We start from the raw sequence: 13,165 nt of genomic DNA, 5'->3' as shown, positions 1-13,165 counted from the left end.
GAAATCACATGGGGCCTACATGCTGATCTTTAACTGCACCGAAGCCGCCAGCAAGTTCTTCAGCCGTGTCCACAAGGGCAAAAAGATCACGCCGGTGGACACTAATCCGCCGTCCTCAATCATTGAAGATGATGAGTCGAACGGCGCTGATGAGCAGTGGCTGGTGCACGCGATAACGGTACAACGCAAGCATGTGTTGCTGGTCATTCACGTCCAGACCCGCTATTGCCTGATTTTCGCTGATGCGAAAAAGGCTGACACAGAAGACTTTGTTGATCGATTTGTGGATCGTTGGGTCAAGGGGATAGTGATCAATGCCCATCATCATGACCTCGGGCAGTGGCTTAACCCGGAGTTGATGTTGGCGCGGCTGAAACAGACTTGTGAGCATCAACGGTTCTATCGGCGTAGTCATCGCAGCGCGCAAAAACACATTGATGAGATTGCATGGATTTTCCAAGACAAGGTCGCTCATACGGGATCTTTGCCACCGGATGAAATCACAGCGATGGTATTTGACGAGCAAATGAATGACACGCCGAGGAACAGCAAGGGCGCCAAGTCTTACTATTTTCCGAATGAGGAAATGGCGCTTCACTGGCTGCGTCATTACTGCTTTCTTGATGACGTCCAGCTTCATGCTGCCAAGGAGCGTCGCCAACAAATGGTTCGGGAAATTGCGGCCCTCGAGCGCAAAGCCTGGCTTGAAAAGTACGAGCAAGAAAACTCGAATAGTTAAGCTGCCCCCGCCATAATCCGCAGCGTATTTTTCAGCGCTGGCGCCTGTGTGCCGACGCGACCACCGACTCCTTCAAGGATTGATTCATGCTCAAGGGACTGATGCGCCTGGCGCCATATGCCGCGGCGCTGTTCACACTGATTTCCACCGCCCATGCCGAAGATGGCCGGCGCGTATTTACCGGCACATTGGGCAAGACGGCGATTGTTGTTGAACTCAACACCACACAGCAGGACGAAGTCACCGGCCGCTATTTCTACGAGAAATATCACCGTGACCTAGCCCTCAGCGGCTCGCTACAAGACAGCACGTTGAACCTCGTCGAAGGCAATAACCGCTACGGTGACGACAAGCCGCTGCCAACCTTGAAGCTGGAAGAAACCGGCAGCGGCTGGCAGGGCGAATGGCAAAGTCCGCAGGGCAAAAAGCTGCCGGTGAAACTCACCGAGGCCAGACTTCCCGCGCCCACCTCAGCAACTTTACCTTTCATTGCCGCACTGCCATACGGCGAGCCTTACGAGTATTTGCGCCTGCAGGGGCTGAAGCTCAAACCGGCGAAGAAAGAAAACTTCATGGGCTATGACCTGCAATGGTGGACGGAGCCTGAGACAAAGATTTCGCTGTTCAGCGTGGAGTCCGGATTGTCGAAAGATGATCAGCAACGGGTTAACCAGCAGTTGCTCGGGCGTCTCTGGAATGAAGTCATCAGCTATCACGGCTGCCAATTACAGGGTGGGGAGAACGTCGAGTTCATGCAGCAGGCAGAACCGAAAATGATCTCGCCAGCCGTGGTCAGCCTGAACATATCCACCAGTTACTACTGCGGCGGCGCGCATCCGGATTTCGGCGACTCCCCGCTCAACATTGATGTAAAAACCGGCCATCCGCTGTCCCTTGAAGATGTGCTGTGGGTCGGTGAGGGAAAACCACTGCTACATGCCGAGCGCGACAGCCTGGGCGACAAACCGCTGAGCGAGGCCGAAAGTGATGCGCGTTATCGGTATGTCAGCAAAGAGTTGGTGCCTTGGGTCATCAAGCAATTCACCGCCCTGTACCCCACGGAAATGAAGAAACCGGCGCAAGATGACGACTGTGATTTCACGGATGAAAGCATCTGGGGAACTTCACCGTGGTACTTCACTGATAAGGGCCTGTACCTGGGCGCCTACTTCGCTCGCGTACAACGCTCTTGCGACAGGCCAGACTGGTCGATCCTGCCGTACTCCGTCGTAAAACAACACCCGGGCGCGGTCGTACTGCAATTGCCCCAGGGCTAGCCGTCACTCCAGACCCGGCGCCTCCCGCACAATAAAGTGATCCAGGTTCTCGATGTTGGCACTGAACACCCCGAACGTCTGTTCGGGGTTCTTCTTGCTCGGTACCTGCTTCAACTCCGGCGTCACGCCATAGAAGAAACAGAACAACTCCTTGTCACTGTCGATCGCGTGCTTGATCTCTTCCAGAAACGCCTTGCGCTTGCGGTAGTTGTCGATCAACTTCTTGCTCAAGTACACGTTCACCGAATATGGCTTCTTCTTCGCCTCATCCGCCTGCTTGAACCAGACCTTCTGCTCGAAATCAATGCGAAAACTCTGGGTGTAATCCTTGAACTCCTTGATCTTGCCCCAGTAAATCAGCCCCTTGTTGTCCGTCAGATACTCGATCTTCTTGAAGAACGAGCCATAAGGCGCCGTATGCTCGCCGATCTTCAACGGCATACGCTTGAGCAACTCCTTGTCGGCGAAGTTCGAGACAAAACACTCCACCGGATGGGCGAAGACACTGGTCTTGTCGGGCGCCGTCTCACGCCCCGGCGACTCCTTGGAACTCACCTGCGCCACCCGCACCGGATCATCCCGCAGCACATCCGCCGCCCCCGCAGGCGCAGCAGGCTTGCGCACATACTCACGCCGCGTCAGCAACAACTCCGATGGGAAGTGTTCCTCTTTCCCCTCATCAACCTCGCCATCCGCCGTCTCAACACCTGATGCCGACGCCTTCAAACTCACATACGGACAACCCGCCACATGCTGCGTAGTCGGTAGATTCTTGAAGTGCGGCGTGCGCACGTAACTCACATTCTTGGCGTTGAACGTGCCCAACTCGTTGGAGGCCTCAAACGCCGAACGACAGGCATCGTTGGGGCACTGGAAGTGTTCCTTCGCAGAGTCAAACGCCACCGTCTCATCGAAGTTGAGATCGCGAACGTCATAGATCGACAACTTGTCGTCGAGGCTGAGGCAGTAGGCGAGATCGAATTTCATGGCAGGGCTCGGATCCTTGAGTGGGGAAGGGTATTAATAGCGGGAGGCGCGGCTGGTTGCACTGATTGTTTTCAGGATGATGCGGGATTTGTGGGAGCCAGGCTGCTGGCGATTGGTGGCATCAACTCAATTTAGAATCCAGACACCCACCCAGCAGCAACACATTGAATTGTGGTGAGGGGATTTATCCCCGATGGGCAGCGAAGCTGCCCCAAACCCGGCAAACGCGAATTTTTAGCGTTGTAGGTTACTTGTTTGGCGACTGCATTTACCGGAGTCAGAACCATCGGTTACACATTGCAGCTGAGCTGAAATTTATAAGCAGGGTTATAAATTTCCATCCCCAATAGTTTTTCCAAGGCTCCAAGCTGTCCGTGCGAGAGATCGTATCCCTCCCATCCTTCCTGCTCCGCCGTCCAACCCATGATGGTTTTTATCGTCTGGTCTGATCCGCTTGGGAGTTCTATTTCAAATGCCAGGAAACCGCTTCCTCTATCAAATGCCTCGATTAGATAGATCATAGATCTACTGTTTTCGTGCCTTCGCTGAGCGGCCCTGAACTTTTAATTTCCATAGCTGGCGAGTTGGTAATCGTATTGAGGATCGTAGAAATATTTTCCGGTTAACGTTTCCAATTGTGCTAGCTGCTGAAAATCAAGATCGTAACCGTAGAGTTCGTCTTCTGCGTCATTCCATTTCATGATGACTCGCAGCTGCTCGATATTCTCTGCCGAGATAGGTACTTCGAAAATCAGAGCTTCGGTGGATCGATCAAACGCATAAATTACGTGAGTCATGGTTCTATCCTTCTCTTTGGATCGGCCGGTTTGTTCTGCTCACCAGTGTCAGCATCGAATTCGCCCAGATGCCGACCGCGTTTGTCGTACATCTCTACAGCTCCATGTTGATAATCCCATTCCAGAATCAGCCCATCCTTGGTTTTCCAACGCATACGAGTACCTCGTCCTTTGACCCTGGTCTTCTGTTTTGCTGGTGTTGCGTCGGGAAACGCACTTAATCCTTTGGGTGCCGGATGATATTTGTGATCAGAAAGACTCACCACAATATAAACCGGCCTTACCCCCGAACTCTCCGGAAACACCAGAATGAAATCCTTGTACTCCGGCGGGTAAACCGGATTCACAAGGATGTCGTTCGCCGCTTTCGTTGGTGGGTAAACCCAGATATGCGGTGCCTGCGGAGCGGCTTCCAGAGCAGGAATGCCGAGGATGTCGGAGCCGTCTACGGCGGGTGTCCAGATCAGCTCGACGCCGTCACCCAGATCGGCGACGTACTGGCTGTCGCGGGTTTCCAGCTTCACGACATCGACCATCTCCCAGTCGCGATTCTTGCCGGTGTAGAAGGCATAACCTTTGAGCGCGCCGTTGGTTTGTTGCTCGATGCGCAGGCGAACACGGGTGCGGGCCTGTTTGAGGGCGCGCAATTGTTCCTCGGTGTAGAGAGCGCTGTCACCCAGGCTGGGCGTCCAGAGCAAAGCGACCATGCCGGTCATGAGTGCGACACCGGTAGCGGCGATGGCTGCTCCGAGACCTACCGTTGGCGTGGCGAGTGTCGGGCTGCGAAGAGCAAGGCGCCCAAGGCCGAGTGATACGGTATTGCCGCTGATGGTTTGCAGATTTTGCAGCCCGGCATCATCGGCCCCACGGGTACCGAGCAAGGCGAATTCGCCGTAATCCCTCAGGCTGTCGGTCGGCACCATCCCGGAGGGATTCGAGTAATCAATGATCGCGTCCGGCAGCTTGCAAGACTTCGCGAACACGCATCCGGCCCGGACCGCGTCGTCTTTTTTGACAGCGACCTGCCGGCTGCGCTCAAACGCATCCTGCCGGGCCAGCATGGCCTCGTAAGCGTTCTGCCTGGCTTCGCGCTCGGCCAGTTCGGTCGCGTTCATGAACCGGTAGGTGACGTGATGCCCGTCGCCCGAAGGTGGGTTCCTGACCCGGGGAATATCCTTTTTGCCAACCACTGATCATCCTTTCGTTCATTTATCGGTCGCACCGGAAAGAAGCGGGGCGACGTTAACGAAGGTGATGAGTTGAGGCTGTAGGACTAGTCTTGGATTAGGTTGGGAATTGTCGCTGTTTGATTTGGGTGTCAGTGCAGAGTCTTTGTAATGGCACGCCCACTTTGCAGCAACAAATCCTTTGTGGTGAGGGAGGTAATCCCCGATGGGCGGGGGAGCTGCCCCAAATATTCAGATCCACAAAAAATCCGCTGCTTGAACCACAAACAGCGGATCTTTAAACCATCAGCAACCACGCAACAATCGCGAAGCCTTACGCCACCAAGTTTCCTGCCGATTGAACGGATCATCCGCCAGCAAACAAGGCATGTCCCGCAACCGAATCCACGGCTCATCCTGCCAGTGCAACGTACTCAGCGACATTTGCGGCCAGCTCAGAACACTCAACGTCGGACGCTCAACCGAGCGCGCCGGACGAGCATCACGCAGGGCGGGCACAACCTGATGAGTCAGCCACTCGCGAAGCTGCCGATGCTCAGGACAGTAGTGATAAATCAGCAGCGCATACACGCCGGACTCACTCACCATCATGTGTTCCTCAGCTTCGCCATAGGTTTCCACGAACATCATCTGACGCTGATCAGCGTCGAGTTTGCGCAACTGGCGCTCATCAAGATGTTTGCCCATCAACCGGCCCAGCTCATGGACGCAGAACCACGCCTGGTTCTCAACCAGCAGGGCGTGCAGATGGGTTTTGTTGCGGGTGAAACGAGTAGGGAAAAGTGGTTCAGACATGGCACGCCTCCTGACCTGGAAGCACGGGATTCGAACGGCGGGTACAGCGAATCACCTTCATCATGAAGGTTGGACCAGTTTCGACCAACCAAGGCGTGTAGGTAAAAGGGATCAGCAGGCCGCTTTGAAGAAAGTATCAATCAGCGAATTCGTTGCGTTTCACTTGGCGCGAATACCGAAAATATCAAGTTCTATTCTTAGGCTCGACAGTTTTAATAAACATGTGTGTCGCAGTTTCGAACGTACTTAAGACTAAGTCGTTTAGCTCTTCGGGAGTTAGATATCCAAGATCAATAATCTGATTCTTTACTCGAAGAATTTTAGTGGCAGAACGCATTACACCTTCCATTGGGCCTCGACCGATCTTACCTGCAGTGCTTAGCCAGCCCTCGGCGATCGCGATGGCTAAAGGAGGATTTCCGCCTATTGATGCACGCTCGAAAATCTGAACCATTGCATCCTCTGTTAGTTGTTTGATTAACTCCCAGCGATGCTCATGACACTCGCCTCTGTCTAGAATCGTACCTCGCACCCAAAGCCGCTGAAACGAGTTGCGGACACCTCCTGCAAACCGTGCAGTTCGATCGCGGTTCTTATCCGTGAAACGCCATGCGACTATATCTGGGGCCAAAACCGTCGTAATGAACGCCCATACGTCATCACGCAATGCTTCACCTGTTTGTAAGTCCTTTAACTGGCCAAGATAAAGAGCTGCGTCTTGGTCGAACTGTGCTCGAGCCGCTTGGTTGTTGGAAGTGGGGAAACCCGCTCTCTGAGCAATTCTCCTAAGCTCGGCTGCTATTTCAATAGCCACTGTATCAGCTCTTGTCCCACCACTAGGGGCACTAGTTTTCAAAGCTGAGTACTCTTTCAGCTGATCGATACTGTCTTTGGGGGACGGGGTCTCACTCTTAAGTTTCTCAAGAATTGTGGCGACACCGTGAGCTTTCAAGCGGGGCAAAAGTGGTACACGCATCAATTACCTTCTCTGAAGTCTGCTGTCGCGAGTATTAAGGCCTTAAATTTTCCAGGTGCGAAGTTACGCATTTGTCGGATTTTCTCGAGATTTTGTCCAGGAAATGACATCTCCATCCATGCTCTCGCTTGATAACCTATCGAACCTTCCTCATACCGATCAAGTTCGGCTTCATTCTCAGCGTCTAGGGCTGTTTCAATAAGCTGTGTCATCACATCAGCCACCATTGTTTGGAGCGTAAGCGCATCACCTTCGACGAATCTTGTGCACACGCATTCGATATCAGAGTTGACATACAGTCTCACGTTGCCACTGAAGTCTGCGTCCAAGGTTGTCGGGCTCCAGTCTACAAGCCAAGGAGCGTATTGCTCCGGCCTGGCCTTAAAACTCTCGGAAAAGCTGGCAAGCTCAATAGGGAACCTAGAGTCGCCACCGTCTTCAATAAGAATATTTTTATGATACTGCCAGAGGCGTGCGCCGCGCAGCTTCGGAGATAATGGGCTACCGGAGTCAACTGGGGCTTCAAGAACGATCCTGAGGCTGAGCTGAAGCTGCCCTGAGAGGGTGCATCCCGGAATAATTGCCTCGAGCGTAGCCGCTTGTTCCTCGATATCTATTATCGCGGTCGCCAAGCGATCTACTCGCCTAGGTAAGCTACCGGTACCAGTGCCTGCTGAAAGCACTACCGCCAAGTTTAGATCGGCAGCATCTATTTCCAATAAATTCGCTGCTTCATTGAAATCTAGATCGATATGAACATTGACTTGAATGTCTTGTTCATAGTCCCAGTTTTCCAAGATATCGGATGCCGGGGATAAAGGCTCACCCGGAGGCCCGATCATCCATCCGCTGAAGTTGACCAGCTCATCGGGAAGGGTGAGGAACGGAAGGGCTATTCGGCTCATTCTCTACCCTCATCCATAAAGCGAAGTCGGACACCTACGGCTGCTTCTGGCGGGCTCAGAACCGAGATGCTGATTGTGCCGCTCTCAGCACCTACCTTTATGATTGGCCCAAGAGTGAAATCCCCGATGACATTAAACGACATCCCAATCACTTGGGTTTCAAATCCAGTTGGTAAATCTTCGCCATCAGCGACGGCACCGTCCGCTACCAGATGAGACTCAGCAGATACTTCAAGCATGGGATTTGCCCCATCGTTCTGCAGGTCTGCTTCAAAAACGGCGCAACGTCGATTCTGATCGTCGATTTCGAGACGTATAAACCGCGCTGGTGAAATTGCGAGTTCCTGCTTTACGTGCGGTGGGCGGGGGCTAGGCCTAGGTCTGCCCGGACCTTTTCCCGAAACTGAATCAAGTAAACGTCCCAGACGGCTCGCAGTTCCAGCAAGCGAAGGACCACGCTCCTTGGTACCGCTTGCGACTGACATGATTGGAGTTGCGAAATTGATGGCGGTTTGCTCGATCCGCTTCAGAGCGCCCCGGACGAATGTCTTCGCATTGCGATCAGGAAGATTGTCAGGAATCCAATCGTCATGAGCCGGTGGCTCGGACATTGCAAATGCAGATTCCACTTCATCCTCATCCGAACATATAAATACTCCAGCCCACTCAAAGCGTGAATCAGCAAACGGGGTACCCTTTATATATTTCACAACCAGCTGTACTGGTCGCATCAAGGCGATATGGCAAGCCTGTTCAGGTATGCCGGAGTTGTAATCCAGCGCCGAACCCAAGCGATCCGCGCGAAGCCCCTTCTTGATGATCAGCTTGCCCAAATCTTTTTTAGGACGCTCACTTCTAACAATCTGCACATCAGCATCATTATCTCTATAAGCTTTCATGGCCGACGCAAATAGATCAAATGGAGGGAAGTAGTCCGGTACTGGTAACGGTACTTTGTGCTCCTCGATTTCTATTCGAATGGTGAGCTTTTTGTCTTCCGGAGTTGACAGTGTGAGCCTTGGCCAGAAGTTCCATAGAATTGTTTCTTGGATGTAATGGTTGATCGACCTGACGCCTTCTCCCTCTTCAATATAAGGGTCAAGAATGAGGATTGAAGTGCCCGTATTGTTTAGATTTCGTTCAGGCATCCCCAGAGACGCAGCCATTTCGGCAGCGAGGGGGCCAGTCAACGGATCGATACCACCGTCGCCATCGCTGATGCCCCACCAGTGTCTCCCCGTAAATCTCCTGCGCTTGTTATCGGCTGTATCTGAATCGTACGCCGAACCCAAGTGGCACCCCATGAATCTCCGTACAGGTTTACCTTCGCAAGATGTTTGGCTATCTACGAAAATCGTCGAGCACGCACTCATTGCATACAGAGATGTTTTGCCGTAGCCATAGGTACCTCCTCCGTGATATGTATCACGAGCAACTCCAACGTTGCGCAAAAAGTTCACGAAATTGAGTGCTTCTCGTCCATCTGAAGCGACGTCTCCCGACGTTGGTCCGCTGAGTCCGGTTGAATGGAAGTCACATATTTCTAGAACTTTGAGGTCGACCGCCCCAATTGAAGCTGCTATCTCATTCCGGGTGTGAACGCCTGGGGGGAGGTCTGCTAGTACAAAGTCCCTTAATGTTGCGCACTGTTGAGAGGTCAGTGTACGGAATCTAATCGTCAACGATGGACCGAATCCCGGCAAGGCAGCATCGATGCTGTTCTGAATAGATTCACGGAGCACTGTCTGCAATAGATCCTGAGCAGGGCAGCCCAGCAGCCGCCTGAAACCGTCTGCTGCTATGTTTCCCGTCTTCGAAAAGGGCTCGCTAAAAAGCTCTAGTCGGGTCATCCAGCAATCCTTTCAAATGCAATTTTGAAATCATCCGTCGGAAGTTCGAAGTCCTTCGCATGGCTCAGGTCGATTTGATACTCCAAAGCCAAGACACCTCCCGGCAAGAGGCCACCTGCGAAACTGGAACCAGTAACTCTTGGAAAGCCTTCGGAAACCCTATAGATCTTTATTCCTTCTAGGCAAAAGGAGAGACGATTCCACTCCTCTCCGTAAGGATTCAAGCATCCTAGGGCCTCTAATCCCTTTTCGAGCGTTTTTCTGTTAGCTCCGGATCTCAACAGACTGTCAAAGATCGATCCTAATGAAAGTTGACCGTTTTCGACTCGCTCCAGAAGTACATGGGCAAGGTGAAGTGTTCCTCCTACTGGCGGGTCCAGTTGATCGATACCATGAATGAATACTCGTGTTGAATCGGATCGCCCAGACGTCTTCACCTCGAGAGCATGGATACCTTGGCGAAAATCATGACGGAGTTCAAAAGGTCCGGTCCATGTTTCTGCTGCTGTCTTATTGAGACTGACTAGACGCCGCATCACTTCTAGCTCGCCTACCAACCCCTGAATTTTGCTTTCGGGAATTTCTTCACGAGACTTTTCTTTCAACAGTTCCCGAAAATCGTCTATAGACGCAATGACTGCCTTGAGCGGTGAGAATCCCTCCTTGATCCGCCGAAGAATGTCTTCCGCCAGTTCAGCAAACACCAAATCTAGACCTCGGTCCAAGCACATGATGTCGATGAACAACGTACTCTTGTTGGAAATCTTGTAGCTCGAAGTTGTTACTAGTAGCTTTGACGTTGAGATCAGTTCACAGGCGGGGGCATGTCCACCGATAGGCACCAGAAGTCGGGGCTGCCCCTGTGCTCCGATCGCGTATCGCGCCGTGCCGAAGCCCGTCGCGATACCCGAATCAATACTGGGAACCTCAATTACTCCGTCACCAGAGCCGGTCGCAGTGAGTCGTTTCCAGCGCTCGATCGCTCTTTTAGTCATCAACCGCACCATCGAGAGCTTCCGCGAGCAATTCTTCTTCCGACGCAATTTGCTCAGGTACGGGGGCGTCTAGCTCCACTGAAAAATAGTCGCCCGCTTGATCGGGTGCTCCCGGAAAAACTATACCAAGGCCGACCAGATCTCCAACTGCGTCCAAGTCCTTACGAGATGTCGACTGTGCCTTTGAACTACCGTCGATCACGTACAGTAAGAGGAGCGGGACTTGTGGACGTCCATTTTTTATATCTGCCCAGCTGCCTTTGCTATTAACTGTCTCAATATCCATTGCATCAATAAGAATGTCGCTTTTGGACATTAATGCTTTGATATCAGCATAACCTCTTTCGTTATCTTTCAACTGCGAGCGACAAGCAGTATTTACATGGCCAAGCATACCAAGAGGATTTTCAGCCGTTTTTTCTCCGGTTGGAGTGATGATGCCGACGTTCCACTCTTGTAGGCTATCAGCAGCCTGGTCAATGTAGCCCAGAAGAAGATCCTTCTTCAGATCCATGTGGTGCTCACATATGTCATAAGCCACTAAAAACTTACGAATTTCTTGGAGTTTTACATTTCGTGCAAGGTGACGCTTAGCACCGGCTTGAGTATGGAATGAGTATTTTGTGTTGACTTCGTCAACGAAGTGAACAGCGGCTTCCCAATTATTCGTTACTTTGGTAACGCTCTGGTGATCAAAGCGAATAGTCTGCACATGTCGGCCCTCGAAGCTTATATTGCTGCGATAGGCGTGTCGCATCTTGGAGGCTGCAGTAATTGCCATTCCTGGTATTGCACGAACCCGAACGGCGAACTCCTTGGGAGTGACACCATGTTTGCGGTAATTGCTTATGTCGTCGCGAATCTCTTCTTCAATACGAGCAAGTGCGCGGAAGTTTGAAGCAAGTTCAGCAGTTGTCCAGAGGCGCGGTAAATCCTCGTACCCCTTTCTATATCCGAACCAGCGGCCCATCTGAAGTAGAGTGTCATACTGCATGGAGGTGCGCAGGAAGAATGATACGGAAAGTCCTTCAAGCGTCAGCCCTCTAGCCAGCACTGTCCCCCCTACCACTACGTATGTCTTTGGTTCTTGAGTGTAATCCAGCCTTTCAAAGCTTTCACCGTTCTCAATAGCGAACTCTAATACCTCTAAGGTGCTCTTGAGGTGAGTGCGCAGATCGGCCAAGGAATTGACACCAGGGTATTCCAGCGGAACTTGTTTCGTCTCCTCAATTAATACACGTTCCAGCATGTTTTGGAGGTCACCAGAATCGCTGGTCAACTCATCAAGGTTTTCTTTGATCCAATTCTCGATGAGCTTTGCCATTCTTTCATGCTGGATGATATAAGGGGATGTGTGAACCAGCATGGTCATGTGCTGATCTTGTTGTCCGCGCGCCCTTCGAATTGCACAACTGAGAAGGAACCAAAGCACTGCCTTTTGCAGTTCCTCTGTCATCTGCGGGTAAAAGGAGTCCTTCTCACTGGTGCGGGCCGGTTGCAGCAAGTTAAGCCTTTCATCCGGCACGTGGCGAATCATGTTTCTTCCAGCTTCTTCCGGAGACTCAGGACCATCTGGGTTGGCGGGGGCGTATCCGAATACTTCCCTCGCACCAAAATAACCATCGGTACGAGGCAGCGTGGTAATGAAGTCCTCCGGATAGAGGTCGTCCAGATCGTTTGGATTCAGTGGGTACGGATCAATGAATACGTTGGCGAATGGCGTAGCCGTATAACCTACATAAGATACAGCGGGAAGTGCTCTTATGATCTTGCGGATTTCAGCATTGATCCGCGTCATATCGTAATCATTGTTAGATGAATTGACTGACGCTTGATCACACTCGTCGTCAATCAGAAGTACCTTGAGCTGTCTAAGAATTGCCAAGGGTGTCTTTGGTTTGCCCTTGTCGTCAATAATGGTCTTGCGGAATGTCTCCAGTCGTGACGTGATTTTTTTCATCACAACTAGCTGAGCTCTCCCGGGAACCGGCATCGTAAACGAGCCGTTCGCGGGATATGTGTAATCCCCGTCATTCTGCTCAGTGGTGTACAACTGCCAAAAGTGGCGGTGGCGATTTACGATGTCATTTTCTATACGTCGCTGGGTCTGAGCACGTAACTTGTTTGTCACACCGCCCAGTAACACGATCAAGTTATATCCTGCGTCCACCGCTTTTGCGATAACGGCGGTCATGTTTGCTGTTTTGCCGGACTGGACGTAACCCACGACTAAACCACGATGGCGGAAACCTTCATTATTCGGGTTTGCAAGTAGCGATACTACTTCTGAGGAACTCTCATCGATAGATGCAATCGTGTTTTCATCCCACCCCTTGCTGTTCGTGAGGTAGCCCTTCAGCGCTGGCCAATGAACATCCCTCGAGCTAGGCCCTTTATACCAAGGATCTCTTTTCTTGATGAGAGAGCTACGACGCAGAATCTCTACGTCCTCCAACGACGCGATCACTTGCTCAAGCGCGATGACAAGATTCTGATCCATCTCAGACGTAAAGGAAAAACCAATACTGGTGAGATCCTTTTTCAGGGCCTCAGCTGCCTGCTGGGGGGAATCGTGTGTGGGAAGCTTCTCGCGAATCTGACGAGCGAAGGTTTCAACCTGTGGGTTTGTCATCGAAGCAATCCTTACTTGCTATCCA

12 protein-coding genes are annotated in these 13,165 nt (G+C 51.9%); 2 read left to right on the top strand and 10 right to left on the bottom strand.

What is annotated here, in order from left to right:
* Positions 1–19: 19 nt before the first annotated feature.
* Together PseAD21_RS01830 and PseAD21_RS01825 are read left to right on the top strand one after the other, a co-directional pair.
* A complete protein-coding gene (locus PseAD21_RS01830) occupies positions 20–739 on the top strand; it encodes a hypothetical protein (protein WP_102354245.1) in 720 nt (239 codons plus the stop codon).
* 86 nt (positions 740–825) lie between these two features.
* Complete coding sequence (locus tag PseAD21_RS01825; protein WP_102354244.1) at positions 826–2,016, top strand: hypothetical protein; 1,191 nt, start codon at positions 826–828, stop codon at positions 2,014–2,016.
* A 3-nt stretch (positions 2,017–2,019) separates the two neighbouring features.
* Here PseAD21_RS01825 and PseAD21_RS01820 read toward each other — a convergent pair whose 3' ends face one another.
* From PseAD21_RS01820 to PseAD21_RS01775, 10 genes are all read right to left on the bottom strand, one after another.
* Entirely contained in the window at positions 2,020–3,003 is a 984-nt protein-coding gene (locus PseAD21_RS01820; RefSeq protein WP_102354243.1) for a hypothetical protein, read from the bottom strand.
* A 290-nt stretch (positions 3,004–3,293) separates the two neighbouring features.
* Entirely contained in the window at positions 3,294–3,524 is a 231-nt protein-coding gene (locus PseAD21_RS01815; RefSeq protein ID WP_102354242.1) for a hypothetical protein, read from the bottom strand.
* A gap of 42 nt (positions 3,525–3,566) precedes the next feature.
* On the bottom strand, positions 3,567–3,800 hold the full coding sequence (locus PseAD21_RS01810) for a hypothetical protein (RefSeq protein ID WP_102354241.1): 234 nt from the start codon (positions 3,798–3,800) through the stop codon (positions 3,567–3,569).
* Positions 3,797–4,990: an S-type pyocin domain-containing protein gene (locus PseAD21_RS01805; protein WP_102354240.1), complete on the bottom strand. Its 1,194-nt coding sequence runs from the start codon at positions 4,988–4,990 to the stop codon at positions 3,797–3,799. Before PseAD21_RS01805 ends, PseAD21_RS01810 begins: the two co-directional genes overlap by 4 nt.
* A gap of 282 nt (positions 4,991–5,272) precedes the next feature.
* A complete protein-coding gene (locus PseAD21_RS01800) occupies positions 5,273–5,782 on the bottom strand; it encodes a Bro-N domain-containing protein (RefSeq protein WP_102354239.1) in 510 nt (169 codons plus the stop codon).
* A 184-nt stretch (positions 5,783–5,966) separates the two neighbouring features.
* Positions 5,967–6,758, bottom strand: coding sequence for a DUF6339 family protein (locus PseAD21_RS01795; RefSeq protein ID WP_102354238.1), 792 nt, complete (start codon positions 6,756–6,758; stop codon positions 5,967–5,969).
* Positions 6,758–7,663, bottom strand: a complete 906-nt coding sequence (locus tag PseAD21_RS01790; protein ID WP_102354237.1) for a hypothetical protein — start codon at positions 7,661–7,663, stop codon at positions 6,758–6,760. The genes PseAD21_RS01795 and PseAD21_RS01790 overlap by 1 nt, the downstream gene beginning before the upstream one ends.
* Entirely contained in the window at positions 7,660–9,513 is a 1,854-nt protein-coding gene (locus tag PseAD21_RS01785) for a hypothetical protein (RefSeq protein WP_146011253.1), read from the bottom strand. The genes PseAD21_RS01790 and PseAD21_RS01785 overlap by 4 nt, the downstream gene beginning before the upstream one ends.
* Entirely contained in the window at positions 9,510–10,508 is a 999-nt protein-coding gene (locus tag PseAD21_RS01780) for a PD-(D/E)XK motif protein (RefSeq protein ID WP_158242596.1), read from the bottom strand. Before PseAD21_RS01780 ends, PseAD21_RS01785 begins: the two co-directional genes overlap by 4 nt.
* A complete protein-coding gene (locus tag PseAD21_RS01775; RefSeq protein WP_102354234.1) occupies positions 10,501–13,140 on the bottom strand; it encodes a Z1 domain-containing protein in 2,640 nt (879 codons plus the stop codon). The genes PseAD21_RS01780 and PseAD21_RS01775 overlap by 8 nt, the downstream gene beginning before the upstream one ends.
* Positions 13,141–13,165: the final 25 nt, after the last annotated feature.

Source organism: Pseudomonas sp. AD21, assembly GCF_002878485.1.
In the GTDB taxonomy this organism is placed as follows: Bacteria; Pseudomonadota; Gammaproteobacteria; order Pseudomonadales; family Pseudomonadaceae; genus Aquipseudomonas.
The sequence above is the reverse complement of the archived record's forward strand: the minus strand, read 5'-3'. Positions and strand labels throughout refer to the sequence as shown.

Coding starts and splice junctions, on each gene's coding strand:
- PseAD21_RS01810 (WP_102354241.1), bottom strand. CDS start 3,800: ATGACTCACGTAATTTATGCGTTTGATCGATCCACCGAAGCTCTGATT.
- PseAD21_RS01795 (WP_102354238.1), bottom strand. CDS start 6,758: ATGCGTGTACCACTTTTGCCCCGCTTGAAAGCTCACGGTGTCGCCACA.
- PseAD21_RS01790 (WP_102354237.1), bottom strand. CDS start 7,663: ATGAGCCGAATAGCCCTTCCGTTCCTCACCCTTCCCGATGAGCTGGTC.
- PseAD21_RS01785 (WP_146011253.1), bottom strand. CDS start 9,513: ATGACCCGACTAGAGCTTTTTAGCGAGCCCTTTTCGAAGACGGGAAAC.
- PseAD21_RS01780 (WP_158242596.1), bottom strand. CDS start 10,508: ATGACTAAAAGAGCGATCGAGCGCTGGAAACGACTCACTGCGACCGGC.
- PseAD21_RS01775 (WP_102354234.1), bottom strand. CDS start 13,140: ATGACAAACCCACAGGTTGAAACCTTCGCTCGTCAGATTCGCGAGAAG.
- PseAD21_RS01815 (WP_102354242.1), bottom strand. CDS start 3,524: ATGATCTATCTAATCGAGGCATTTGATAGAGGAAGCGGTTTCCTGGCA.
- PseAD21_RS01800 (WP_102354239.1), bottom strand. CDS start 5,782: ATGTCTGAACCACTTTTCCCTACTCGTTTCACCCGCAACAAAACCCAT.
- PseAD21_RS01825 (WP_102354244.1), top strand. CDS start 826: ATGCTCAAGGGACTGATGCGCCTGGCGCCATATGCCGCGGCGCTGTTC.
- PseAD21_RS01820 (WP_102354243.1), bottom strand. CDS start 3,003: ATGAAATTCGATCTCGCCTACTGCCTCAGCCTCGACGACAAGTTGTCG.
- PseAD21_RS01830 (WP_102354245.1), top strand. CDS start 20: ATGCTGATCTTTAACTGCACCGAAGCCGCCAGCAAGTTCTTCAGCCGT.